The organism is Cnuibacter physcomitrellae, from assembly GCF_014640535.1.
Taxonomy (GTDB): domain Bacteria; phylum Actinomycetota; class Actinomycetes; order Actinomycetales; family Microbacteriaceae; genus Cnuibacter; species Cnuibacter physcomitrellae.
The window spans coordinates 437,733-459,352 of record NZ_BMHD01000002.1 but is presented as its reverse complement, the minus strand read 5'-3'; the positions used below and the strand labels follow the sequence as shown (position 1 = coordinate 459,352).

Below are 21,620 nucleotides of genomic sequence, written 5' to 3'. Positions count from 1 at the left end.
GGGAAACGCCCGGCAACATTCCGAACCCGGAAGCTAAGCCTCTCAGCGCCGATGGTACTGCAGGGGCGACCCTGTGGGAGAGTAGGACACCGCCGGACTTACTTCACGAGAAGCCCGACCCAATGCTGGGTCGGGCTTCTCGCATTTAACGCGCTCGATGCTCCATCGGCGCCGGAGAGCCTCACCCGTGTCGGGCGGTGAGTCCGACCTGCGATGGTGTCAGGGCGTCGCGAGGACGGGTCGCTAATCCTCCTGTTCCTTGACGGCGATCTCGAGCCGCCGGCGTCGTGATCCGGGCTGTTATGAGGCAGTTGATGCCCAGGCCCTTTGGGCGCGACACGCCCGGGTTGCATGAAGGTGGGGGAGTCGCGTAGACTCTTCTAGTTCAACATTTCGGGCTGCGCTCTGCGCGGCCTGGATCACTGCCAGGGCAGTGCATAGCTTTCGACAGCTAGGCCGCGGGCAGCAGGACACAGCTCAATCGACACACACCTTCCTTCGGGGAGACGTGTGTGCCGAGAACAGCCCGCGAGGGCGGTTGACTCGAGAACAGCGGTGCGACACCAGGAGTGCCGACAACGGGGTGCCTCGGAAGAGGTATGCCAACCAGCGCGTCCAATGCAGTCGAGGCTGTAAGACGCAAGAAGGAGAGAGTGATGGCGGGACAGAAGATCCGCATCCGACTGAAATCGTATGACCACGAGGTCATCGACACCTCGGCGCGGAAGATCGTCGACACGGTCACGCGCGCAGGAGCCACCGTCGTGGGCCCCGTGCCGCTGCCGACGGAGAAGAACGTGGTGGCGGTCATCCGTTCGCCCCACAAGTACAAGGACAGCCGCGAGCACTTCGAGATGCGCACGCACAAGCGTCTGATCGACATCGTCGACCCGACGCCGAAGGCCGTCGACTCGCTCATGCGTCTCGACCTCCCGGCCGACGTCAACATCGAGATCAAGCTCTGAGGCCCGCCATGTCCACCATTGCAACGAAGACCAGCAAGGGACTGCTCGGCAAGAAGCTCGGCATGACCCAGGTGTGGGACGAGAACAACCGTCTCATCCCCGTCACCGTCGTCGAGATCTCGCCGAACGTCGTCACCCAGATCCGCACCCCGGAGAAGGACGGCTACTCGGCCGTCCAGATCGCCGCGGGCCAGATCGACCCCCGCAAGGTCACCAAGCCCCTCACCGGTCACTTCGAGGCCGCCGGCGTCACGCCGCGCCGCCACGTGACCGAGATCCGCACCGCTGACGCCGCCGACTACACCGTCGGCCAGGAGCTCACCGCGGACAGCGTGTTCGAGGCCGGCCAGAAGGTCGACGTCGTCGGCACCTCCAAGGGCAAGGGCTTCGCCGGTGTCATGAAGCGCCACAACTTCCAGGGCGTCTCGGCCAGCCACGGTGCTCACCGCAACCACCGCAAGCCCGGTTCGATCGGTGCCTCGTCGACGCCCAGCCGCGTCTTCAAGGGCATGCGCATGGCCGGCCGCATGGGTGGCGAGCGCGTCACCGTGCTCAACCTCCAGATCCAGGCGATCGACGCCGAGAAGGGCCTCCTCCTCGTGAAGGGCGCCATCCCCGGCGCCAAGGGCCGCCTCGTGTTCGTCCGCAACGCAGTGAAGGGAGCGTAGTCCGCATGGCTACCGCAACCAGCCTCGACGTCGTCGACGCGAAGGGCAAGAAGGCCGGCTCGGTCGAGCTGCCCGCCGAGCTCTTCGACGTGCAGACCAACGTCCCGCTCATCCACCAGGTCGTCGTCGCGCAGCTCGCCGCAGCCCGTCAGGGCACCCACAAGGTGAAGTCGCGCGGTGAGGTCTCCGGCGCCGGCCGCAAGCCCTTCAAGCAGAAGGGCACCGGCCGCGCTCGCCAGGGCTCGATCCGTGCGCCGCACATGACCGGTGGTGGCATCGTCCACGGGCCGACGCCGCGCGACTACGCGCAGCGCACCCCCAAGAAGATGATCGCCGCCGCGCTCCTCGGCGCCCTGTCCGACCGTGCCCGCGGTGGACGCCTCCACGTCGTGGAGTCGTTCGGCGTCGAGGCGCCGTCGACCAAGGCCGCCGCCGAGTTCCTCGCGACCGTCGCCTCCTCGAAGCACGTCCTGATCGTGCTCGAGCGCGACGACGAGGTCTCGCTGCGCAGCGTCCGCAACATCCCGACCGTCCACGTTCTCGCTGCTGACCAGCTGAACGCCTACGACGTGCTCGTCTCCGACGACATCGTCTTCACCAAGTCGTCGTTCGAGGCCTTCGTGGCGTCGAAGACGAAGAAGGAAGAGGTCTCCGCATGAGCAACGCCGCGTTCAACAAGGACCCGCGCGACATCATCATCGCGCCGGTGGTCTCCGAGAAGAGCTACGGCCTGATCGACGAGGGCAAGTACACCTTCGTGGTGGACCCCCGTTCGAACAAGACCGAGATCAAGCTCGCGATCGAGAAAATCTTCCAGGTCGAGGTCGCGACGATCAACACCCTGAACCGTCAGGGCAAGACCCGTCGCACCAAGTTCGGCATCGGCAAGCGCAAGGACACCAAGCGTGCGATCGTCACGCTGAAGTCCGGCACCATCGACATCTTCACGGCCGTCGGCTGAGGGCTCGGAAGCTAGAGGACTAAAGACAATGGCCATTCGCAAGTACAAGCCCACGACCCCCGGTCGTCGCGGTTCGAGCGTCGCCGACTTCGCCGAGATCACCCGCTCGACGCCGGAGAAGTCGCTGCTCAAGCCGCTCGCCAAGACCGGCGGTCGCAACAACCAGGGTCGCATCACCACCCGTCACATCGGTGGTGGCCACAAGCGCCAGTACCGCGTCATCGACTTCCGTCGCAACGACAAGGACGGCGTGAACGCCAAGGTCGCTCACATCGAGTACGACCCCAACCGCACCGCGCGCATCGCGCTGCTCCACTACGTGGACGGCACCAAGCGCTACATCCTCGCGCCGAACAAGCTCTCGCAGGGCGACATCGTCGAGTCGGGTGCAGGCGCGGACATCAAGCCCGGCAACAACCTGCCGCTGCGCAACATCCCGACCGGTACCGTCATCCACGCGATCGAGCTCAAGCCCGGTGGCGGCGCGAAGATGGCCCGTTCGGCGGGCGCCTCGGTGCGTCTCGTCGCGAAGGACGGCCCCTACGCGCAGCTCCGTCTGCCCTCGGGCGAGATCCGCAACGTCGACGCGCGCTGCCGCGCGACCGTCGGCGAGGTCGGCAACGCCGAGCAGTCGAACATCAACTGGGGCAAGGCCGGCCGCAGCCGCTGGAAGGGCATCCGCCCGACCGTCCGCGGTGTGGCGATGAACCCGGTCGACCACCCGCACGGTGGTGGTGAGGGCAAGACGTCCGGTGGTCGTCACCCCGTCACCCCGTGGGGTCAGCCTGAGGGCCGTACCCGCCACCCCAACAAGGAGAGCGACAAGCTCATCGTGCGTCGCCGGACCGTCGGCAAGAAGCGTAAGTAGGAGTCCCAGAAATGCCACGCAGCCTCAAGAAGGGCCCCTTCGTCGACGAGCACCTGTTCCGCAAGGTCGCTACGCAGAACGAAGCCGGTTCGAAGAACGTCATCAAGACCTGGTCGCGCCGCTCGATGATCGTGCCCGCGTTCCTCGGTCACACCATCGCGGTGCACGACGGTCGCAAGCACATCCCGGTGTTCATCACCGAGTCGATGGTCGGCCACAAGCTGGGCGAGTTCGCGCCCACCCGCACCTTCCGCGGTCACGTGAAGGACGACAAGAAGGGCCGCCGCCGCTGACGCGGGGGCGATAAGGAGGAAAGAAATGGTGGAGTCGATCGCACGCGTGCGTCACATCCGCGTCACGCCTCAGAAGGCCCGTCGCGTCGTGGACCTGGTCCGTGGCCGTCAGGCCACCGAGGCCCTCGCGATCCTGAGGTTCGCGCCGCAGGCCGCGAGCGAGCCGGTGTACAAGCTGGTGGCCTCGGCCATCGCGAACGCCCGGGTGAAGGCCGATGCGTCCAACGAGTACCTCGACGAGCAGGACCTCTTCATCGCGAAGGCGTTCGTCGACGAGGGCACCACGCTCAAGCGCTTCCAGCCGCGTGCCCAGGGCCGCGCGTTCCGGATCAACAAGCGCACGAGCCACATCACGATCGTCCTCGCGACGCCCGACGAGGCTTCGGTCGCGGGAGTCTCGAAGAAGAAGGCGAGCAAGTAATGGGCCAGAAGGTCAACCCGTACGGCTTCCGTCTGGGAATCACCACCGACCACGTGTCGCGCTGGTACTCCGACAGCACCAAGCCCGGTCAGCGTTACGCCGACTACATCGCCGAGGACGTCAAGATCCGCCGGCTGCTGCAGAAGAACCTCGACCGTGCAGGCGTCGCCCGCATCGAGATCGAGCGCACCCGTGACCGCGTCCGCGTCGACATCCACACCGCCCGTCCGGGCATCGTGATCGGTCGTCGTGGCGCCGAGGCCGAGCGCATCCGCTCGGAGCTCGAGAAGCTCACCGGCAAGCAGATCCAGCTCAACATCCTCGAGGTGAAGAACCCCGAGGCCGAGGCCCAGCTCGTCGCGCAGGGCATCGCCGAGCAGCTCTCCGCTCGCGTGGCGTTCCGCCGTGCGATGCGCAAGGGTCTGCAGGGTGCGCAGCGCGCCGGCGCCAAGGGTGTCCGGATCCAGGTCTCGGGTCGCCTCGGCGGCGCCGAGATGAGCCGCTCCGAGTTCTACCGCGAGGGTCGCGTCCCGCTGCACACGCTGCGCGCCAACATCGACTACGGCTTCTACGAGGCCAAGACGACGTTCGGTCGCATCGGCGTGAAGGTGTGGATCTACAAGGGCGACATCACCAACAAGGAGCTCGCTCGCGAGCAGGCCAACCAGAAGTCGTCGCGCCCCGAGCGCGACCGCGACCGCCCGCGCCGCAACTCCGCCCCTCGGGCGGAGGCGCCGGCCGCAGCAGGAGTTGAGGCGTAACCATGCTTATCCCGCGTAGAGTCAAGCACCGCAAGCAGCACCACCCCGGTCGCAGCGGTCAGGCCACCGGCGGCACCAAGGTGTCGTTCGGCGAGTTCGGCATCCAGGCCCTCAGCCCGGCGTACGTGACCAACCGTCAGATCGAGTCCGCTCGTATCGCGATGACCCGTCACATCAAGCGTGGTGGAAAGGTGTGGATCAACATCTACCCCGACCGCCCGCTGACCAAGAAGCCCGCCGAGACCCGCATGGGTTCCGGTAAGGGTTCGCCCGAGTGGTGGGTCGCCAACGTCAAGCCGGGTCGCGTCCTCTTCGAGGTGGCCGGCGTCGACGAGACGCTCGCCCGCGAGGCGCTGACCCGAGCAATCCACAAGCTGCCTCTCAAGGCACGCATCATCAAGCGCGAGGAGGGCGACGCGTAATGGCGATCGGCACCAAGGAGCTCGCTCCGACTGAGCTCGACACGTTCGAAGACGCTCGACTCGTCGAGGAGCTTCGCAAGGCGAAGGAAGAGCTGTTCAACCTCCGCTTCCAGTCGGCCACCGGCCAGCTCGAGAGCCACGGACGACTCCGTGCGGTGAAGCGCGACATCGCGCGGATCTACACGGTGATCCGTGAGCGCGAGCTCGGCATCCGGGCGACCCCCGCTCCCGTCGAGGCCCCGGCCAAGGCGGCGAAGAAGACCAAGAAGGCTGCATCCAAGCCCGAGGCCGCCGAGGCGACCGAGGCCGCTGACGCCGCCGCGACCGAGGAGGCCACGAAGTAATGGCTAAGACCGAAGACAAGGTCGTCGAAGCCGGACACGAGTCGGCCGCGCACGACGTGAAGGACGCGGGAGCCCGCGGCTACCGCAAGGCCCGCCGCGGCTACGTGACCAGCGACAAGATGGACAAGACCATCGTCGTCGAGGTCGAGGACCGCGTGAAGCACCCCCTGTACGGCAAGGTCATCCGCCGTACCTCGAAGGTGAAGGCCCACGACGAGACCAACAGCGCCGGCATCGGCGACCTCGTCCTCATCAACGAGACCCGTCCCCTGAGCGCCTCCAAGCGGTGGCGTCTCGTCGAGATCCTCGAGAAGGCGAAGTAAGCCATGCTGCAGCAGGAATCACGACTCAAGGTCGCCGACAACACCGGCGCCAAGGAGCTGCTGACCATCCGCGTGCTCGGCGGTTCGAACCGTCGCTACGCAGGCCTCGGCGACGTCATCGTCGCCACGGTCAAGGATGCGATCCCCGGCGGCAACGTGAAGAAGGGTGACGTGGTCAAGGCCGTCGTCGTCCGCACGGTCAAGCAGACCCGCCGTCCCGACGGCTCCTACATCAAGTTCGACGAGAACGCCGCAGTGATCCTCAAGAACGACGGCGACCCCCGAGGTACTCGTATCTTCGGGCCGGTCGGTCGCGAGCTCCGCGACAAGAAGTTCATGAAGATCATCTCGCTGGCACCGGAGGTCATCTAGTCATGGCGAAGATCAAGAAGGGCGACCTGGTCCAGGTCATCTCCGGCCCGAGCCAGGCCCGCGGCGGAGACCGCGGCAAGCAGGGTCGTGTGATCGAGGTCCTCACCGAGAAGAACCGCGTGGTCGTCGAGGGCGTGAACTTCGTCACCAAGCACGTGCGCGTGGGTCAGACCCAGCGCGGCACGAAGACCGGTGGCATCGAGACCCACGAGGCGTCGATCCACATCTCCAACGTGGCTCTCGTCGACCCCGAGACCAAGAAGCCGACCCGTGTCGGTCACCGCAACGAGACCGTCACCAAGGACGGCGTCACCAAGACCGTTCGCGTCCGCTACGCGAAGAAGTCGGGTAAGGACCTCTGATGAGCACGACCACTGCTGCGCCTACTGGCAAAATCCAGCCGCGCCTCAAGCAGAAGTACCGCAACGAGATCGTGAAGCAGCTCACCGAGCAGTTCGGTTTCGCGAACCCCCACCAGGTCCCCGGCCTGGTCAAGGTGGTCGTGAACACCGGTGTCGGTGAGGCTGCTCGCGACAGCAAGGTGATCGACGGGGCCGTCCGCGACCTCACCGCGATCACCGGTCAGAAGCCTCAGGTCACCAAGGCCCGCAAGTCCATCGCGCAGTTCAAGCTGCGTGAGGGCCAGCCGATCGGTGCGCACGTCACCCTTCGTGGCGACCGCGCGTGGGAGTTCCTCGACCGACTGCTGTCGCTCGCCCTCCCTCGCATCCGCGACTTCCGCGGCCTGTCGGACCGTCAGTTCGACGGCAACGGCAACTACACGTTCGGTCTCCAGGAGCAGTCCGTGTTCCACGAGATCGACCAGGACAAGATCGATCGCGTCCGCGGCTTCGACATCACCGTCGTCACCACGGCCAAGACCGACGACGAGGGTCGTGCGCTCCTCCGCGCGCTCGGCTTCCCGTTCAAGTCGAACGACTAGTCCCACCCCCACCCACCAAAGGTCGGCACCCTCGGAAAGGGTGTCGAAACCAGGCGAAAGGCCACCATCATGACGATGACAGATCCGGTCGCAGACATGCTGACCAGACTGCGCAACGCCAACTCGGCGCACCACGACTCCGTCTCGATGCCTCACTCGAAGCTCAAGGCAGGCGTCGCGGAGATCCTCAAGTCCGAGGGCTACATCTCCGACTGGGCCGTCGAGGACGCCCGCGTCGGCAAGACCCTCACGCTGCAGCTCAAGTTCGGACCGAACCGTGAGCGTTCGATCGCGGGCATCAAGCGCGTGTCGAAGCCCGGACTGCGCGTGTACGCGAAGTCGACCGAGATCCCCACCGTGCTCGGTGGCCTCGGCGTCGCGATCCTGTCCACCTCCTCCGGTCTGCTCACCGACCGTCAGGCCAACAAGAAGGGCGTAGGCGGAGAAGTCCTCGCCTACGTGTGGTGATCGACGATGTCACGAATCGGACGACTTCCCATCGACATCCCCGCCGGCGTCACCGTGACGATCGACGGGCAGCAGGTCTCGGTCAAGGGCCCCAAGGGTGAGCTCCAGCTCACCGTGAAGGCCCCGATCGTCGCCCAGATCGAGGACAACCAGGTGCTCGTCACCCGTCCCGACGACGAGCGCGAGTCGCGGTCGCTCCACGGCCTGACCCGCACCCTCATCGCGAACCAGATCACCGGCGTCACCGCGGGCTACTCCAAGAGCCTCGAGGTCGTCGGCACCGGTTACCGCGTCGCGTCCAAGGGCTCGGGCGTCGAGTTCGCCCTGGGCTACTCGCACCCGATCGCCGTCGAGCCGCCGGCCGGCATCTCGTTCACGGTCGAGGGCAACAACAAGCTCACGGTCACCGGCATCGACAAGCAGCAGGTCGGTGAGGTGGCCGCCAACCTCCGCAAGCTCCGCAAGCCCGAGCCCTACAAGGGCAAGGGTGTGCGGTACGCCGGCGAGAACGTTCGCCGCAAGGCCGGAAAGAGTGGTAAGTGACCATGGCCAACAGCAGCAAGTCCGCGTCCCGCGACCGCCGTCACTCGCGTCTCCGCAAGAAGATCGAGGGCACTGCCGTCCGTCCCCGTCTCGTCGTCACCCGTTCGGCCCGTCACCTGTTCGTGCAGGTCGTCGACGACAGCAAGGGCCACACCGTGGCGTCCGCATCGACCCTTGAGGCCGACCTGCGCACGTTCGACGGTGACAAGACCGCGAAGGCGCACAAGGTCGGCGAGCTCGTCGCCGAGCGCGCCAAGTCGGCCGGTGTCGAGGCGGTCGTGTTCGACCGCGGCGGCAACCGCTACGCCGGTCGCATCGCGGCCGTCGCCGACGGAGCACGAGAGGGTGGTCTGAGCCTGTGAGCACCCCCAACACCGAGGAGCAGAACGTGGCTGGAGAAGCCCCCGTCGAGACTGCAGCCTCGACCCAGAACAACAACCAGGAGCCCCGCGAGGCGCGCCGTGGTGGTCGCGAGCGCAACCCGAACCGCGACCGCAACAACCGTGACGCCGACAAGAGCCAGTTCCTGGAGCGCGTCGTCACGATCAACCGCGTGTCGAAGGTCGTGAAGGGTGGTCGTCGCTTCAGCTTCACCGCCCTCGTGGTCGTCGGAGACGGCAACGGCCTGGTCGGCGTCGGCTACGGCAAGGCCCGTGAGGTGCCGCTGGCGATCTCCAAGGGCGTCGAGGAGGCGAAGAAGAACTTCTTCCGCGTCCCTCGCGTCGGCAACACCATCCCGCACCCCGTGCAGGGTGAGGCAGCCGCCGGTGTCGTCCTCCTCCGCCCCGCTGCGGCCGGTACCGGTGTCATCGCCGGTGGTCCGGTCCGTGCGGTCCTGGAGTGCGCCGGCATCCACGACATCCTGTCGAAGTCGCTCGGCTCGTCCAACACGATCAACATCGTCCACGCGACGGTGGAGGCGCTGAAGCAGCTCGAGGAGCCGCGCGCCGTCGCCGCCCGTCGTGGGCTCGAGTTCGACGAGGTCGCCCCGGCCCGCCTGGTGCGTGCCGAGCAGGACGCCCTCGCCGCGAAGGCAGGTGCATGATGGCCGCTCGCCTCAAGGTGACCCAGATCAAGTCCGTTATCAGCGAGAAGCAGAACCAGCGCGACACCCTCCGCAGCCTCGGGCTGAAGCGGATCGGCGATGTCGTCGTTCGTGAGGACAGCGCGGCCAACCGCGGCTACGTCCGCACGGTCGCTCACCTCGTGAAGGTCGAGGAGATTGACTAATGGCTGAAGAAGAGACCGTCGAGACCGCCAAGGCGGCCCCGAAGAAGGCTCCGGCGCGCAAGTCGGCTGCGAAGACCGCAGACGCCAAGGAGACCAAGGCCGACAAGGCCGAGGCCCCCGCGGCCCGTCCGCAGGTCCTCAAGGTCCACCACCTCCGTCCCGCCGCGGGTGCCAAGAAGGCACGGACCCGCGTCGGCCGCGGTGAGGGCTCGAAGGGAAAGACCGCAGGCCGCGGCACCAAGGGCACGAAGGCCCGGTACCAGGTCAAGGTCGGCTTCGAGGGTGGCCAGATGCCGCTGCACATGCGCACCCCGAAGCTGCGCGGGTTCAAGAACCCGTTCCGCGTCGAGTACCAGGTCGTGAACCTGGAGAAGCTCGCCGAGCTGTACCCGAACGGTGGCGACGTCACCGTGGGCGACCTGGTCGCCAAGGGTGCCGTCCGCAAGAACGAGAAGGTCAAGGTGCTCGGCGCCGGCGACATCGCGGTGAAGCTCAACGTCACCGTCGACAAGGTCTCCGGCTCGGCCGAGCAGAAGATCGTCGCGGCCGGCGGCTCGGTCAAGTAACCCCCTGGCTGGAGGTCGGACTCACCGATTCCATGCAGATCCGATAACCTACGGTGTCGGCTGTGTGAGATCGTGTGTCCGATCTCCAGCCATCTCGGCTTAATGCGCCGAGAGAATCCAGCAGGAGGCCCCTTTGTTCCAAGCCGTCGCGAGAATCTTCCGCACGCCAGACCTGCGCCGGAAGATCGGGTTCACGCTCGGCATCGTCGCGCTGTTCCGACTCGGCTCGTTCATCCCCGCCCCGTTCGTCGACTTCGGCAACGTGCAGACGTGTCTTGCCGCGAACCAGAACACCTCGGGCCTCTATGAGCTCGTCAACCTCTTCTCGGGTGGCGCGCTCCTCCAGCTCTCGATCTTCGCGCTGGGCATCATGCCCTACATCACGGCGTCGATCATCGTGCAGCTGCTCCGAGTGGTCATCCCTCACTTCGAGACCCTCTACAAGGAGGGCCAGGCCGGTCAGAGCCGCCTGACGCAGTACACGCGCTACCTCACCATCGCGCTGGGCGTGCTGCAGTCGACCACGCTCATCACGGTGGCCCGCAGCGGCGCCCTGTTCGGCACCTCCACCGTCGCGGAGTGCGGCCAGCTCATCACCAACGACGCCTGGTACGCCATCCTCCTCATGGTCATCACCATGACGGCGGGTACCGGCGTGATCATGTGGATGGGCGAGCTCATCACCGAGCGCGGCATCGGCAACGGCATGTCCCTGCTGATCTTCACCTCCATCGCCGCCCGCTTCCCCGAGTCGCTCTGGCAGATCGCGCAGTCGCGCAGCTTCGAGACCTTCCTGCTCGTCATCGTCGTCGGGCTGGCGGTCATGGTGGCCGTCGTCTTCGTCGAGCTGTCGCAACGGCGCATCCCGGTGCAGTACGCCAAACGCGTGGTCGGCAGACGCACGTACGGCGGCAACAACACGTACATCCCCATCAAGGTCAACATGGCCGGTGTGGTGCCCGTGATCTTCGCGTCGTCGCTGCTCTACCTGCCTGCGCTGATCGCGCAGTTCAACCAGCCGCAGCCCGGTCAGGAGCCGGCCGGCTGGGTGACCTGGATCAACAACTACCTCGTGCGCGGCGATCACCCGCTGTACATGCTGCTGTACTTCCTGCTCATCGTGGGCTTCACCTACTTCTACGTCGCGATCACCTTCAACCCCGAAGAGGTCGCCGACAACATGAAGAAGTTCGGTGGCTTCATCCCCGGCATCCGAGCGGGACGGCCCACGGCGGAGTACCTCGACTACGTGCTCACCCGCATCACGCTGCCGGGCTCGATCTACCTGGGTCTGATCGCCCTGCTGCCCCTCATCGCGCTGGCTGCGGTGGGCGCCAACCAGAACTTCCCGTTCGGTGGCGCGTCGATCCTGATCATCGTCGGCGTCGGTCTCGAGACGGTGAAGCAGATCGACTCCCAGCTCCAGCAGCGTCACTACGAGGGTCTGCTCCGATGAGCAGCGGTGAGGCGCTCCGACTGCTCCTCATCGGCCCTCCCGGTGCCGGCAAGGGCACCCAGGCGGCCAAGCTCTCCGAGGCGTACGGCATCCCCGCGATCTCGACGGGAGACATCTTCCGTGAGAACGTCCGCAACGAGACACCGCTGGGCGTGCAGGCCAGGGAGTTCATGGACAAGGGCCTCTACGTGCCCGACTCCCTGACCAACGACCTCGTGCGCGACAGGCTCTCGCAGCCGGATGCCCAGGCGGGCTTCCTCCTCGACGGCTACCCGCGCACGCTCCAGCAGGTCGACGAGCTCGATCGGATGCTGGGCGACGCCGACGCGTCGCTGGATGCGGTGGTCCTGCTGACGGCCGACACCGACGAGGTGGTCCGCCGCCTTCGCCAGCGGGCCCTCGAGCAGGGACGCAGCGACGACACGGAGGAGGTCATCCGCACGCGTCTCGACGTGTACGCGGAGCAGACCGCCCCGATCGTCGACGTGTACCGCAACCGGGGACTCGTGGTCGAGGTCGACGGGCTCGGCGAGATCGACGAGGTCACCGGCCGCATCATCACCGCGCTCGCCCACCGATGATCGGTCGTCGCGGCAAGGGGATCTACAAGTCGCCCGCCGAGCTGCGTGCGATGGTCGAGCCTGGCTTGGTGACCGCGGCGTCGCTCGACGCCGTGCGCGCCGCGATCCGGCCGGGCATCACCACGCTCGAGCTCGACCGCATCGCCGACGAGGTCATCCGCTCACGCGGCGGGGTGTCGAACTTCCAGATGGTCCCCGGCTACTCGCACACCGTCTGCACGAGCGTGAACGACGACGTCGTCCACGGCATCCCCGGCCCCCGGGTGCTGCAGCCGGGCGACATCGTCTCCATCGACAGCGGGGCCGACGTGAACGGCTGGAACGGCGACTCCGCGATCACGATCGTGCTCGACGATCCGGCGCACCCCGAGACGGTCGCGGCCCGGCAGCTGCTCTCCGATGTGACCGAGCAGTCCCTGTGGCACGGGATCGCGCGGCTGGCCCGCGCGAGGCACCTCAACGAGGTCGGCGAGGCCATCGAGGACTACGTCACGTCGCATCCGTCGGTGGCCGAGGGAGCGCAGTACGGCATCCTCACCGACTACATCGGACACGGGATCGGCCGGAGCATGCACGAGGAGCCACCGGTGTTCAACTACCGGGTGCGCCAGCGCGGCCCGGAGGTGAAGCCGGGTCTCGTGGTCGCGATCGAGCCCATGATCACCGCCGGCTCGGAGGAGACGTTCGTCCGCGACGACGAGTGGACGGTGGCCACCTCCGACGGCAGCATGTCGTCGCACTGGGAGCACTCGGTGGCGGTGCACGCCGACGGCATCTGGGTGCTCACCGCGGCCGACGGGGGAGCGTCAGCCCTCGCGCCGCTCGGCGTGACGCCGGTTCCGATCTCCTAGCGGCTCGTCACTCGTCCATGACCCGGACGAGCTCGTCGATGAACGCGGGGAACGTGGTGCCGCGTCGGATGATGCGCTGCACGACGTCCCGGTCGGAGAACACCTCGACGAGCTGGTCGAAGACCACCTGGAAGGCTCGGCGACCCTCCGCGCTGAACGCGATGAGGGCGATCACGGTGACCCGGTTGCCGCCCCACTGCATGGGCGTCTCGTTCACGACGATGGCGAGCGCGGTGTGGGAGGCGCTCATCGTCATCGCGTGCGGGACGGCGATGGTGTCGGTGAACGCGGTGGAGGACATCGCCTCGCGCTCGATCGCCTGCTCGACGTACTCGTCGTCGATGATGCCGAGCTCGACCATCGCGGATCCGAGGCGCCGGATCATCGTGGGCTCGTCCGGTGCCTGGAGATCCCGGAAGAACAGGCGCTCGTCGAAGTACTGGAGCAGCTCGTCCTTCAGCTGCATCCGTCGCCGATGGCGGCGGACCGCGGCGATGGCTCGCCGGATGGCCTCGACGTCGCCGTCGGTGAGGAACGGCTGCACGGTGACGACGGTGTCGCGGGCGCCCTGGACCGGGAGCGTCGTGATCACGATGTCGGACGACAGCGCCGACCAGTCGACATCGGTGCGGGTGATGGTGATGTCGACCTGGAGGTCGTCGCCGAACACCGCCTCGACGCGTTCACGCAGCCGCTCGTGGAGGTCGTAGTAGGTCGGGCTCACGATGGCGCACGTGATCCGCTCCTCGCGCCGGCTCTGCCGCTCCAGGTGCGACCCCACGTGCAGCGCGATGTAGGCGATCTCGTCGTCGTTGATCGGGATGCCCTCGCGCCGCTGGATCTGGCTGGCGATGAACACGGCGAGCTCGTAGATCATCGGGTACGAGCTCTTGATCGACCTCGTCATGGGGTTGCGGGTGTGGGCGCTCTCGTGCCCGCGCGCCACCAGGTTGCGGACGTGCAGCCCCAGGCGGACGAGGAAGTCCTCGTCGCGGAGGTCGACGAGGTACTCGTCGCTGGCCAGGGCGACGATCGAGCGCAGGGCCGCGAGATCGTCGTCGCGGAGGTAGGCCGCGGCCACGTCCTCGGTCGGCTCGTCGTGCCCGGGGGTCAGCACCCTCGTGGTCAGCAGGATCGCCAGGTACCCGAGCTCCCGGACGCCCAGACGCACGCTGAAGTGCTCGGCGACCAGCTGCTCGAGGAGTCGTTCCACCTCGGGCGGTCCACCGGGGGCGGGGGAGGGGTCCGCCGACTCGATCGACCGGTCCTTCGAGACCCGATCGACGGCGATCGCGACGTGCAGGAGCACGTTGTTGATCGAGTACTCGTTGACGAAGTAGCCGGTGGCGCCGAGCCGCTCCACCAGGTCGTCCTTGAAGCGGCCCAGCGCGGGGAAGCCGAACTCGCGCTGGATGTAGTCGAGATCGAGGAAGCCCTGCGCGCTCTGGTCGCGGAAGATGCGGCTGAGGAGGCGTCTCCTGCCGAGCTCGCTCCCCTCGAGCCGCACGCGGCTGCCGCGCCGGGCGAGCTCGAGACCGGCGTCCTCGGCGAGCATCTTGACCTTCCGGAGATCGGCCTCCACGGTCGACTCGCTGACGTACATGGCGGAGGCGAGGTCAAACACGTCGACGCCGTCGATCGACTCGCCCAGATCTCGGATGATGGCGTGCACGCGGTCGCGAGGACTGCCCGGCGCCTTCGAGGAGGAGCGGACGGCGCTCAGGAACTCCGCGTAGGCATCCCGGTTGAGCCGGTACCCGCTCGTCGAGGAGGCGATCACCTCGAGCGGCATCGCGGCCTGCTTGACGCTCGTCACGTAGCTGCGGACGCTGCGGGTCGTGACGCCCAGGCGGTCGGCGAGCTCCCCCGCGGTCACCCAGTCGTCGGCGCCCGCGAGGTAGTCGAGTAGACGTTCGTATCGCTCGCTCATGTCGCTGGTGACGGGTCAGGGCCGTCTTGCTGTGCCAGCGTACCCCGCATCCGCGGACCACTGCCCCTCCATGGGGGGAGCTCCGCCTTCCTAGGGGGCGGAAGCAACGCTGCTGGAAGCGGAGGTGGACGCGGACGCAGGATGGATCGTCGGATGCACTCGAGGAGGTGTGCGTGGAACGGGTCCTGATCGTCTGCGGTGCAGGAGCGTCGAGCACGTTCCTCGCCCTGCGCATCCGGGCCGTCGCTCGTGAGCGCGGACTCGATCTCGTCGTTGAGGCGGGCACGGTGCAGGACCTCGACGAACGACTGCCCGCGACGGACGCGCTGCTCGTGGGTCCGCACCTGGCGGACCGGTTCAGCGAGCTCGAGCAGCGGGCCGCCGAGGCGGACACCCCCGCCGGGCTGCTGCCCGCCGATGCGTTCGGCCCCGACGGAGCCGCAGCCGCCACCGACCTGCTCGGCGAGCTGCTCGCCGGCCGCCGACACCACCCGCTCGAAGCCGAGCACCACTGAAGGAGACCCCCATGGCAGAACGCACCGTCGAGATCGCCTCGACCCACGGACTTCACGCTCGCCCGGCGACGATCTTCACCCAGACCGTGGCGAAGTCCGGCATCCCCGTCCAGCTCTCCAAGGGGGAGAAGTCGGTGAACGCGGCCAGCATCCTGGGCGTGATCTCGCTCGGCGTCGAGCACGGCGACACCCTGACCCTCACCTCCGACGCCGCGGACGCGGACGCGGTGCTCGACGAGCTCGCGGCGCTGCTCGAGACGGACATGGACGCGGAGTGATGTCGGGCGACGAGGTGACGTCGACGCTGACGGGCACCGGGATCGGACGCGGCATCGCCGTCGGGACCGTGCTGCGCATGCCCGACCCGCTCCCCGAGCCCGAGGCGACGCCGTCGACCCTCGGCCCGGATGCGGAGAAGGAGCGGGCGCGCGCGTCGCTCGCCGCGACCGCGGCCGTCATCCGCCACCGGGGCGAGCGCGCCGGCGGATCGGCGAAGGACGTGCTCGAGGCGCAGGCCTTCATGGCCGAGGATCCGACGCTCGCCGACGACGTCGCCGCCCGCATCGACGGAGGCTCGACCGCCGAGCGTGCCGTCTTCGACGCCTTCGCCGCGTTCCGTGACCTGCTCGTGAGCATGGGCGGGTACATGGGGGAACGGGCGACGGATCTCGACGACGTGTCGCAGCGGGTGGTCGCACACCTCCGCGGCGTCCCCGCCCCCGGGGTCCCCGAGTCGGACACGCCGTTCGTCCTCGTCGCGCGCGATCTGGCGCCGGCCGACACCGCGCTGCTCGACCTGGAGAAGGTCCTGGCGCTCGTCACGAGCGAGGGAGGGCCGACGTCGCACACCGCGATCCTGGCCCGCGAGAAGGCGATCATCGCCGTCGTGGGAGTGGCGGGCGCCCTCTCGCTCGCCGACGGCACCGAGGTGATCGTCGACGCGGCGACCGGTCGTGTGACCCTCTCCCCGTCGGACGACGAGCGTGCGTCGGCCGTCGACCGCGCGGCCGCGGATCGTGCTGCCGCATCGGCGCCGGTCGGTCCCGGCGCGCTCGCCGACGGCACCGCCGTCCCCCTGCTGGCGAACCTCGGATCGTCGAAGGGCGCCGCCGACGCGGTGGCGAAGGGAGCCGAGGGTGTGGGCCTGTTCCGCACCGAGTTCCTCTTCCTCGACGCCGAGACCGCTCCGAGCGTCGCCGACCAGACCGCGCAGTACACCGCCCTCCTCGAGGCGTTCCCCGGCCGGAAGGTCGTGGTCCGCGCGCTCGACGCCGGCGCGGACAAGCCGCTGAGCTTCCTCAACGACTCCGCCGAGGAGAACCCGGCGCTCGGACTCCGCGGTCTGCGCGCCCTCCGTGCCAACGAGTCCGTGCTGCGTGATCAGCTGACCGCGCTCGCGGCCGCGGATGCGGCGACGGAGGCCGACCTGTGGGTCATGGCCCCCATGGTCTCCACGGTCGAGGAGACCCGCTACTTCACGCAGCTCGCGCGCGAGCTGGGTCTGAAGACGGCCGGCGTGATGGTCGAGGTGCCGTCCTCTGCGCTGCTGGCGGACCGCATCCTCGCGGTGGCGGACTTCGCCTCGATCGGCACCAACGACCTCACCCAGTACACCCTCGCCGCAGATCGGCTCCTCGGCTCCGTCGCCTCGTTCCAGGACCCCTGGCACCCGGCGGTGCTGAAGCTCGTCGGCGAGGTCGGCCGAGCGGGAGCCGAGCTCGGCAAGCCCGTCGGCATCTGCGGTGAGGCGGCCGCGGATCCGCTGCTCGCCGTGGTCCTCGTCGGACTCGGCGCGACCACCCTCTCGATGTCGCCGGCGGCCCTGGCCGACGTGCGCAGCGAGCTCGCCCGTCACACCCTCGACGAAGCCCGCCGCTTCGCCGCTCTCGCGCTCTCCGAGTCGAGCGCGGTGGAAGCGCGAGCGGCCGTCACCTCGGCTGCCGCCGGAACCTGATCCACCCTTCCCACCTGTGATCGCACCACACCACACACCAGAAACGGAGCACTCGTCATGACAACGACGTCACCACCCCAGGCAGGCGCCCAGAAGGGCGGCGGCGCGCGCGTGCGCGTCCAGCGATTCGGCACGTTCCTCTCCGGCATGGTCATGCCGAACATCCCCGCGTTCATCGCGTGGGGTCTCATCACCTCGTTCTTCATCGCGACCGGATGGCTGCCCAACGGCATCCTCGGCGGCTTCGGCAACGCCGACCTGATCGGCTGGCAGGGTGCGGCGACGGCGCTCGCGCAGGCCGACGACGGGACCACGTTCCCGCAGTACGTCGGACTCGTCAGCCCGATGATCACCTACCTCCTGCCCCTCCTCATCGCGAACACCGGTGGCCGCATGGTCTACGGCGCGCGAGGCGGTGTGGTCGGGACCATCGCGACCATGGGCGTCATCGTCGGCGCGAGCATCCCGATGTTCATCGGCGCGATGATCATGGGTCCGCTCGGCGCCTGGCTGATCAAGCAGATCGACAAGATCTGGGCCGGCAAGATCCGTCCCGGCTTCGAGATGCTGGTCGACAACTTCTCGGCGGGCATCCTCGGCTTCCTGCTGGCCCTTGCCGGGTTCTTCGGCATCGCCCCGGTGGTCGAGTTCCTCTCGAAGGCTCTCGAGGCCGGCGTGAACTGGCTGATCAGCATCGGCCTGCTGCCGCTGGCGTCGATCCTGGTCGAGCCCGGCAAGGTCCTCTTCCTCAACAACGCGATCAACCACGGTGTCTTCACCCCGCTCGGCGTGCAGCAGGTGGCGGAGCAGGGCAAGTCGATCCTGTTCCTCATCGAGGCCAACCCCGGTCCGGGCCTGGGCATCCTGCTCGCGTTCTCGATCTTCGGGATCGGCCTGGCCAAGGCCAGCGCGCCCGGCGCGATCATCATCCAGTTCTTCGGCGGCATCCACGAGATCTACTTCCCGTACGTGCTGTCGAAGCCGATCACGATCCTGGCGGCGATCGCCGGTGGCGCGACCGGCGTGGCCGTCAACGTGCTGTTCAACTCGGGCCTGCGCGCCCCGGCCTCGCCGGGCAGCATCTTCGCGGTGCTGCTGCAGACCGCGCCCGACAGCTACATCGGCGTCATCCTCTCGGTGATCTGCGCCGCCGCCGTGTCGTTCCTCGTCACCGCGGTCATCCTGCGGGCGAGCCGCAAGCGCGACCTGCTCAACGAGAACGCGGGCGACCTGTCCGCGGCGATCGCGCAGACCGAGGCGAACAAGGGCAAGGAGTCGAGCGTGCTCGGCAACCTGCGCGCCGAGGGCGTCCCCGCGGGCGACGCCGAGGCCGTGGCCGAGGAGACCTCGCTGCTCACCGACACCCGTCCCATCCGCAACATCGTGTTCGCCTGCGACGCCGGCATGGGCTCGAGCGCCATGGGCGCGTCGGTGCTGCGGAACAAGATCAAGAAGGCGGGCATCGAGGGGGTCACGGTCGTCAACAAGGCGATCGCGAACCTCGACGACGACGTCGACCTGGTCATCACGCAGCGTGAGCTCACCCCGCGCGCGCAGGAGAGGACGCCGAGCGCCGAGCACGTCTCCGTCGACAACTTCATGAACTCTCCCCGTTATGACGAAGTGGTCGACAAACTGAGAGAGCAGAACGCGCAGGCCTAGCGCGTACGAAGGAGAAGGAGATCCCCATGGCGAACGTACTCGAGCTCTCGCAGATCCGGCTCGGTGGCACGGCCACCGACCGCGACGGCGCCATCGCCGAGGCGGCGGCCATCCTCACGGAGGCCGGAGCCGTCACCCCGGAGTACCTGGACTACATGCTCCAGCGCGAGAACACCGTGTCGACCTACATGGGGAACCTCCTCGCCATCCCGCACGGCACGAACGAGGGCAAGGACACGATCCTGGAGTCCGCGCTCTCGTTCGTGCGGTACGACGAGCCGATCGACTGGGGCGGCGAGGAGGTGCGCTTCGTCGTCGGCATCGCCGGCAAGGAGAACGGGCACCTCGAGATCCTCACCAAGATCGCGATCGTGTTCAGCGAGGAGGACGACGTGGCCAAGCTCGTCGCCGCCTCGACCCCCGAGGAGGTCCTCGACCTCCTCGGTGACATCAACGACTAGGAGAACGCATGAAAGCGGTGCACTTCGGCGCCGGCAACATCGGCCGCGGATTCGTCGGGCTGATCCTCCACCGGGCGGGATACGAGGTGGTGTTCGCCGACGTGAACGCGTCGCTCATCGACGCCCTCGCGGCGGCCGACAGCTACGTCGTGCACGAGGTGGGCGAGCAGGGATCCACCGAGACCGTCACCGGCTTCCGTGCGATCAACAGCGCCACCCACGAGGAGGCGGTGGTCGCCGAGATCGCGACCGCCGACGTCGTGACGTGCGCCGTGGGTCCGACGGTGCTCCGCTTCATCGCCCCGGTGATCGCGCGGGGTCTCGCCGCGCGATCGTCCGCGCTCCCGCCCGTGACGGTGATGGCGTGCGAGAACGCCATCAACGCCACGGATGCGCTGAAGGCGGAGATCACGTCGGCCCTGGTGCCCGACGTGTCCGCCCTCTCGCGCGCGGTGTTCGCCAACACGGCGGTCGATCGCATCGTGCCGAACCAGGCGCCGGATGCCGGACTCGACGTCACGGTGGAGGACTTCTTCGAGTGGGCGATCGAGTCGGGGCCGTTCGATGCGGCGGTGCCCGACATCCCCGACGCCCACTTCGTGCCCGACCTCGCGCCCTACATCGAGCGGAAGCTCTTCACCGTGAACACGGGCCACGCCACGCTGGCCTACGCGGCCTGGGTCGAAGGGGCGTCCACCCTCTCGGAGGCGCTGGCGGTGCCGTCGGTGTTCGCGGCGGTGAAGGGCGTGCTGCAGGAGACGAAGGCTCTGCTCGTGGCCAAGCACGAGTTCGACCCCGCGACGCAGGAGGCGTACCTCGAGAAGAACCTCATCCGCTTCGCCAACCCCTACCTGACCGACACCCCCGAGCGCGTCGGCCGGCAGCCGCTCCGGAAGCTCAGCCGCCACGAGCGGTTCATCGGCCCCGCGGCCGAGCTGGCGGAACGCGGCCTGCCGTTCACGGCGCTGCTCACGGCGGTCGCCGACGCCCTCCGCTTCGACCCGGCGTCCGACCCGCAGAGCGCCGAGCTCGCGACCCTGCTCGGGACGCTCTCGGCCGAGGAGTTCACGGCGCAGGTCACGGGCCTCGAGGAGTCCCACCCCCTCTTCCCCCACGTCGTCTCCACCGTCGCCGCCGTCCAGTCCGCCCGCTGACCTCGGCCGCGGCCTGGGCGGCGGTCAGAGGGAGGCGCGGAAGGCGGCGGGGGAGAGGCGCTCGCGGGTGGTGAACCAGGCGGTGAAGTTCGACGGGTCGCTGAACCCGAGGGAGGCGCCGACGCGGGCGACGGGCAGCTCCGTGTGGGCGAGGAGGCGCTTGGCCTCCAGGAGGATGCGTTGGTCGACCACCTCCTTCGGGCTCGCGCCGGTGGCCGTGCGGGTCGCCCGGGAGAGCGTGCGCACCGAGTAGCCCAGGCGCGAGGCGTAGCCGGCCACGTTGTGCTCCACCGCGAAGTCGCGCTCGACGGCGTCGCGGAACGCGAGGTAGGCCTCGGACCCGGCCGACACCGGTTGAGTCGTGGTGGTGCCGGCCAGGCGAAGCAGGAGCGCCTCGAGCGCGTGGCGGGAGGCGGCGCGCCTGGCCTCGCTGCGGATGCAGCCGCCGACCGCCTCGTGCGAGGTGCGCAGCACGCTCACCAGGGCCGAGACGTCTGCCCAGGCCGCGTCGTCGAGCCGCCAGAAGCGGGGGCCGGAGGGCTGCTCGACCGACGCCAGCGCATCCGTCGCCGGGTCGACCACGCCGGCGGGGAAGATCACGGCGGTGGCATCGAGGTCGCTGAGGTCGCCCCAGCGCTGCACCTGACCGGGCCGGGCCCAGAGGACGGTGCGCGGGCCCAGCTCGTGCTCGGTGAAGTCGAGCATGTGCGTCGACGCCCCGGAGGCGACCACGAGGAGGAGGTGGAACTCCACGCGCTGAGGCGCCCGGAACCGAGTCGGGTCGAGCGCGGCCCGCATCGCGGAGATCGGGCTCGCCTCCACCTCGTACTCGCGGCCGGAGCGCGGCGAGTAGGCGATGCGCTCGATGAGGGAGTGTCCCGAATCCACCATGTCCTGTCCAACCGCGA

The 21,620-nt window shown here is 68.2% G+C and carries 31 protein-coding genes and 1 rRNA gene; 30 read left to right on the top strand and 2 right to left on the bottom strand.

Annotated elements, in window-relative coordinates:
* From rrf to map, 24 genes are all read left to right on the top strand, one after another.
* Window positions 1–98: ribosomal RNA gene (gene rrf, locus IEX69_RS19140) — 5S ribosomal RNA — on the top strand; the annotation flags it as partial.
* A 558-nt stretch (window positions 99–656) separates the two neighbouring features.
* Entirely contained in the window at window positions 657–965 is a 309-nt protein-coding gene (gene rpsJ, locus IEX69_RS19135; RefSeq protein WP_085018734.1) for a 30S ribosomal protein S10, read from the top strand.
* Window positions 966–973: 8 nt separating this feature from the next.
* Window positions 974–1,633, top strand: a complete 660-nt coding sequence (gene rplC, locus IEX69_RS19130; RefSeq protein ID WP_085018735.1) for a 50S ribosomal protein L3 — start codon at window positions 974–976, stop codon at window positions 1,631–1,633.
* Between the two features lie 5 nt (window positions 1,634–1,638).
* Window positions 1,639–2,292: a 50S ribosomal protein L4 gene (gene rplD / locus IEX69_RS19125; RefSeq protein ID WP_085018736.1), complete on the top strand. Its 654-nt coding sequence runs from the start codon at window positions 1,639–1,641 to the stop codon at window positions 2,290–2,292.
* Window positions 2,289–2,594, top strand: a complete 306-nt coding sequence (gene rplW / locus IEX69_RS19120) for a 50S ribosomal protein L23 (protein ID WP_085018737.1) — start codon at window positions 2,289–2,291, stop codon at window positions 2,592–2,594. Before rplD ends, rplW begins: the two co-directional genes overlap by 4 nt.
* A 28-nt stretch (window positions 2,595–2,622) precedes the next feature.
* Window positions 2,623–3,462, top strand: a complete 840-nt coding sequence (rplB, locus tag IEX69_RS19115) for a 50S ribosomal protein L2 (RefSeq protein WP_085018738.1) — start codon at window positions 2,623–2,625, stop codon at window positions 3,460–3,462.
* Window positions 3,463–3,473: 11 nt separating this feature from the next.
* Entirely contained in the window at window positions 3,474–3,755 is a 282-nt protein-coding gene (rpsS, locus tag IEX69_RS19110) for a 30S ribosomal protein S19 (RefSeq protein ID WP_085018739.1), read from the top strand.
* Window positions 3,756–3,780: 25 nt separating this feature from the next.
* Window positions 3,781–4,176 (top strand): 50S ribosomal protein L22, encoded by a 396-nt coding sequence (gene rplV / locus IEX69_RS19105; protein ID WP_085018740.1) that lies wholly within the window; start codon window positions 3,781–3,783, stop codon window positions 4,174–4,176.
* Window positions 4,176–4,937, top strand: a complete 762-nt coding sequence (gene rpsC, locus IEX69_RS19100) for a 30S ribosomal protein S3 (protein WP_085018741.1) — start codon at window positions 4,176–4,178, stop codon at window positions 4,935–4,937. Before rplV ends, rpsC begins: the two co-directional genes overlap by 1 nt.
* 2 nt (window positions 4,938–4,939) lie before the next feature.
* Window positions 4,940–5,359: a 50S ribosomal protein L16 gene (gene rplP, locus IEX69_RS19095; protein ID WP_085018742.1), complete on the top strand. Its 420-nt coding sequence runs from the start codon at window positions 4,940–4,942 to the stop codon at window positions 5,357–5,359.
* The gene (gene rpmC, locus IEX69_RS19090) at window positions 5,359–5,703 is read left to right on the top strand and encodes a 50S ribosomal protein L29 (protein ID WP_085018743.1); all 345 of its coding nucleotides are present in this window, start codon (window positions 5,359–5,361) and stop codon (window positions 5,701–5,703) included. Before rplP ends, rpmC begins: the two co-directional genes overlap by 1 nt.
* Window positions 5,703–6,026, top strand: a complete 324-nt coding sequence (rpsQ, locus tag IEX69_RS19085; RefSeq protein WP_085018744.1) for a 30S ribosomal protein S17 — start codon at window positions 5,703–5,705, stop codon at window positions 6,024–6,026. The genes rpmC and rpsQ overlap by 1 nt, the downstream gene beginning before the upstream one ends.
* Before the next feature lie 3 nt (window positions 6,027–6,029).
* A complete protein-coding gene (gene rplN, locus IEX69_RS19080) occupies window positions 6,030–6,398 on the top strand; it encodes a 50S ribosomal protein L14 (protein ID WP_085018745.1) in 369 nt (122 codons plus the stop codon).
* 2 nt (window positions 6,399–6,400) lie between these two features.
* On the top strand, window positions 6,401–6,760 hold the full coding sequence (gene rplX, locus IEX69_RS19075; protein WP_085018746.1) for a 50S ribosomal protein L24: 360 nt from the start codon (window positions 6,401–6,403) through the stop codon (window positions 6,758–6,760).
* On the top strand, window positions 6,760–7,341 hold the full coding sequence (rplE, locus tag IEX69_RS19070) for a 50S ribosomal protein L5 (RefSeq protein WP_085018747.1): 582 nt from the start codon (window positions 6,760–6,762) through the stop codon (window positions 7,339–7,341). Before rplX ends, rplE begins: the two co-directional genes overlap by 1 nt.
* Window positions 7,342–7,410: 69 nt before the next feature.
* On the top strand, window positions 7,411–7,809 hold the full coding sequence (gene rpsH / locus IEX69_RS19065) for a 30S ribosomal protein S8 (RefSeq protein WP_085018748.1): 399 nt from the start codon (window positions 7,411–7,413) through the stop codon (window positions 7,807–7,809).
* A gap of 6 nt (window positions 7,810–7,815) precedes the next feature.
* A complete protein-coding gene (rplF, locus tag IEX69_RS19060) occupies window positions 7,816–8,352 on the top strand; it encodes a 50S ribosomal protein L6 (protein ID WP_085018749.1) in 537 nt (178 codons plus the stop codon).
* A gap of 2 nt (window positions 8,353–8,354) precedes the next feature.
* Window positions 8,355–8,714 carry a 50S ribosomal protein L18 gene (gene rplR / locus IEX69_RS19055; protein ID WP_085018750.1) on the top strand — a complete coding sequence of 120 codons (360 nt, stop codon included), beginning with the start codon at window positions 8,355–8,357 and terminating at the stop codon, window positions 8,712–8,714.
* Complete coding sequence (rpsE, locus tag IEX69_RS19050; protein ID WP_085018751.1) at window positions 8,711–9,397, top strand: 30S ribosomal protein S5; 687 nt, start codon at window positions 8,711–8,713, stop codon at window positions 9,395–9,397. The genes rplR and rpsE overlap by 4 nt, the downstream gene beginning before the upstream one ends.
* A complete protein-coding gene (gene rpmD, locus IEX69_RS19045) occupies window positions 9,397–9,582 on the top strand; it encodes a 50S ribosomal protein L30 (RefSeq protein ID WP_085018752.1) in 186 nt (61 codons plus the stop codon). Before rpsE ends, rpmD begins: the two co-directional genes overlap by 1 nt.
* On the top strand, window positions 9,582–10,148 hold the full coding sequence (gene rplO, locus IEX69_RS19040; RefSeq protein ID WP_085018753.1) for a 50S ribosomal protein L15: 567 nt from the start codon (window positions 9,582–9,584) through the stop codon (window positions 10,146–10,148). The genes rpmD and rplO overlap by 1 nt, the downstream gene beginning before the upstream one ends.
* Before the next feature lie 133 nt (window positions 10,149–10,281).
* Window positions 10,282–11,604 carry a preprotein translocase subunit SecY gene (gene secY / locus IEX69_RS19035; RefSeq protein ID WP_085018754.1) on the top strand — a complete coding sequence of 441 codons (1,323 nt, stop codon included), beginning with the start codon at window positions 10,282–10,284 and terminating at the stop codon, window positions 11,602–11,604.
* Window positions 11,601–12,185 (top strand): adenylate kinase, encoded by a 585-nt coding sequence (locus tag IEX69_RS19030; RefSeq protein WP_085018755.1) that lies wholly within the window; start codon window positions 11,601–11,603, stop codon window positions 12,183–12,185. Before secY ends, IEX69_RS19030 begins: the two co-directional genes overlap by 4 nt.
* On the top strand, window positions 12,182–13,036 hold the full coding sequence (map, locus tag IEX69_RS19025; protein ID WP_174604402.1) for a type I methionyl aminopeptidase: 855 nt from the start codon (window positions 12,182–12,184) through the stop codon (window positions 13,034–13,036). The genes IEX69_RS19030 and map overlap by 4 nt, the downstream gene beginning before the upstream one ends.
* Window positions 13,037–13,043: 7 nt before the next feature.
* Here the strand turns inward: map and IEX69_RS19020 are convergent, their stop codons facing one another.
* Window positions 13,044–14,966: a BglG family transcription antiterminator gene (locus IEX69_RS19020; RefSeq protein ID WP_085018756.1), complete on the bottom strand. Its 1,923-nt coding sequence runs from the start codon at window positions 14,964–14,966 to the stop codon at window positions 13,044–13,046.
* A 173-nt stretch (window positions 14,967–15,139) separates the two neighbouring features.
* On the opposite strand from IEX69_RS19020, the gene IEX69_RS19015 reads away from it, so the two are divergent.
* The 6 genes from IEX69_RS19015 to IEX69_RS18990 are packed head-to-tail and all read left to right on the top strand — an operon-like array spanning window position 15,140 to window position 20,712.
* The gene (locus IEX69_RS19015; protein ID WP_174604403.1) at window positions 15,140–15,481 is read left to right on the top strand and encodes a PTS sugar transporter subunit IIB; all 342 of its coding nucleotides are present in this window, start codon (window positions 15,140–15,142) and stop codon (window positions 15,479–15,481) included.
* Between the two features lie 11 nt (window positions 15,482–15,492).
* Window positions 15,493–15,759, top strand: coding sequence for an HPr family phosphocarrier protein (locus IEX69_RS19010; protein WP_085018758.1), 267 nt, complete (start codon window positions 15,493–15,495; stop codon window positions 15,757–15,759).
* Window positions 15,759–17,435, top strand: coding sequence for a phosphoenolpyruvate--protein phosphotransferase (gene ptsP, locus IEX69_RS19005; RefSeq protein WP_085018759.1), 1,677 nt, complete (start codon window positions 15,759–15,761; stop codon window positions 17,433–17,435). Before IEX69_RS19010 ends, ptsP begins: the two co-directional genes overlap by 1 nt.
* Window positions 17,436–17,492: 57 nt before the next feature.
* A complete protein-coding gene (locus IEX69_RS19000) occupies window positions 17,493–19,097 on the top strand; it encodes a PTS mannitol transporter subunit IIBC (RefSeq protein WP_085018760.1) in 1,605 nt (534 codons plus the stop codon).
* A 26-nt stretch (window positions 19,098–19,123) separates the two neighbouring features.
* Window positions 19,124–19,558 (top strand): PTS mannitol transporter subunit IIA, encoded by a 435-nt coding sequence (locus IEX69_RS18995; protein WP_085018761.1) that lies wholly within the window; start codon window positions 19,124–19,126, stop codon window positions 19,556–19,558.
* An 8-nt stretch (window positions 19,559–19,566) separates the two neighbouring features.
* Window positions 19,567–20,712 carry a mannitol-1-phosphate 5-dehydrogenase gene (locus tag IEX69_RS18990; RefSeq protein ID WP_085018762.1) on the top strand — a complete coding sequence of 382 codons (1,146 nt, stop codon included), beginning with the start codon at window positions 19,567–19,569 and terminating at the stop codon, window positions 20,710–20,712.
* Between the two features lie 24 nt (window positions 20,713–20,736).
* On the opposite strand, the gene IEX69_RS18985 is transcribed toward IEX69_RS18990, so the two are convergent.
* Window positions 20,737–21,603 carry a helix-turn-helix domain-containing protein gene (locus tag IEX69_RS18985; RefSeq protein ID WP_085018763.1) on the bottom strand — a complete coding sequence of 289 codons (867 nt, stop codon included), beginning with the start codon at window positions 21,601–21,603 and terminating at the stop codon, window positions 20,737–20,739.
* Window positions 21,604–21,620 lie beyond the last annotated feature (17 nt).

Coding starts and splice junctions, on each gene's coding strand:
- rpsJ (WP_085018734.1), top strand. CDS start 657: ATGGCGGGACAGAAGATCCGCATCCGACTGAAATCGTATGACCACGAG.
- rplC (WP_085018735.1), top strand. CDS start 974: ATGTCCACCATTGCAACGAAGACCAGCAAGGGACTGCTCGGCAAGAAG.
- rplD (WP_085018736.1), top strand. CDS start 1,639: ATGGCTACCGCAACCAGCCTCGACGTCGTCGACGCGAAGGGCAAGAAG.
- rplW (WP_085018737.1), top strand. CDS start 2,289: ATGAGCAACGCCGCGTTCAACAAGGACCCGCGCGACATCATCATCGCG.
- rplB (WP_085018738.1), top strand. CDS start 2,623: ATGGCCATTCGCAAGTACAAGCCCACGACCCCCGGTCGTCGCGGTTCG.
- rpsS (WP_085018739.1), top strand. CDS start 3,474: ATGCCACGCAGCCTCAAGAAGGGCCCCTTCGTCGACGAGCACCTGTTC.
- rplV (WP_085018740.1), top strand. CDS start 3,781: ATGGTGGAGTCGATCGCACGCGTGCGTCACATCCGCGTCACGCCTCAG.
- rpsC (WP_085018741.1), top strand. CDS start 4,176: ATGGGCCAGAAGGTCAACCCGTACGGCTTCCGTCTGGGAATCACCACC.
- rplP (WP_085018742.1), top strand. CDS start 4,940: ATGCTTATCCCGCGTAGAGTCAAGCACCGCAAGCAGCACCACCCCGGT.
- rpmC (WP_085018743.1), top strand. CDS start 5,359: ATGGCGATCGGCACCAAGGAGCTCGCTCCGACTGAGCTCGACACGTTC.
- rpsQ (WP_085018744.1), top strand. CDS start 5,703: ATGGCTAAGACCGAAGACAAGGTCGTCGAAGCCGGACACGAGTCGGCC.
- rplN (WP_085018745.1), top strand. CDS start 6,030: ATGCTGCAGCAGGAATCACGACTCAAGGTCGCCGACAACACCGGCGCC.
- rplX (WP_085018746.1), top strand. CDS start 6,401: ATGGCGAAGATCAAGAAGGGCGACCTGGTCCAGGTCATCTCCGGCCCG.
- rplE (WP_085018747.1), top strand. CDS start 6,760: ATGAGCACGACCACTGCTGCGCCTACTGGCAAAATCCAGCCGCGCCTC.
- rpsH (WP_085018748.1), top strand. CDS start 7,411: ATGACGATGACAGATCCGGTCGCAGACATGCTGACCAGACTGCGCAAC.
- rplF (WP_085018749.1), top strand. CDS start 7,816: ATGTCACGAATCGGACGACTTCCCATCGACATCCCCGCCGGCGTCACC.
- rplR (WP_085018750.1), top strand. CDS start 8,355: ATGGCCAACAGCAGCAAGTCCGCGTCCCGCGACCGCCGTCACTCGCGT.
- rpmD (WP_085018752.1), top strand. CDS start 9,397: ATGGCCGCTCGCCTCAAGGTGACCCAGATCAAGTCCGTTATCAGCGAG.
- rplO (WP_085018753.1), top strand. CDS start 9,582: ATGGCTGAAGAAGAGACCGTCGAGACCGCCAAGGCGGCCCCGAAGAAG.
- IEX69_RS19030 (WP_085018755.1), top strand. CDS start 11,601: ATGAGCAGCGGTGAGGCGCTCCGACTGCTCCTCATCGGCCCTCCCGGT.
- map (WP_174604402.1), top strand. CDS start 12,182: ATGATCGGTCGTCGCGGCAAGGGGATCTACAAGTCGCCCGCCGAGCTG.
- IEX69_RS19020 (WP_085018756.1), bottom strand. CDS start 14,966: ATGAGCGAGCGATACGAACGTCTACTCGACTACCTCGCGGGCGCCGAC.
- IEX69_RS19010 (WP_085018758.1), top strand. CDS start 15,493: ATGGCAGAACGCACCGTCGAGATCGCCTCGACCCACGGACTTCACGCT.
- ptsP (WP_085018759.1), top strand. CDS start 15,759: ATGTCGGGCGACGAGGTGACGTCGACGCTGACGGGCACCGGGATCGGA.
- IEX69_RS19000 (WP_085018760.1), top strand. CDS start 17,493: ATGACAACGACGTCACCACCCCAGGCAGGCGCCCAGAAGGGCGGCGGC.
- IEX69_RS18995 (WP_085018761.1), top strand. CDS start 19,124: ATGGCGAACGTACTCGAGCTCTCGCAGATCCGGCTCGGTGGCACGGCC.
- IEX69_RS18990 (WP_085018762.1), top strand. CDS start 19,567: ATGAAAGCGGTGCACTTCGGCGCCGGCAACATCGGCCGCGGATTCGTC.
- IEX69_RS18985 (WP_085018763.1), bottom strand. CDS start 21,603: ATGGTGGATTCGGGACACTCCCTCATCGAGCGCATCGCCTACTCGCCG.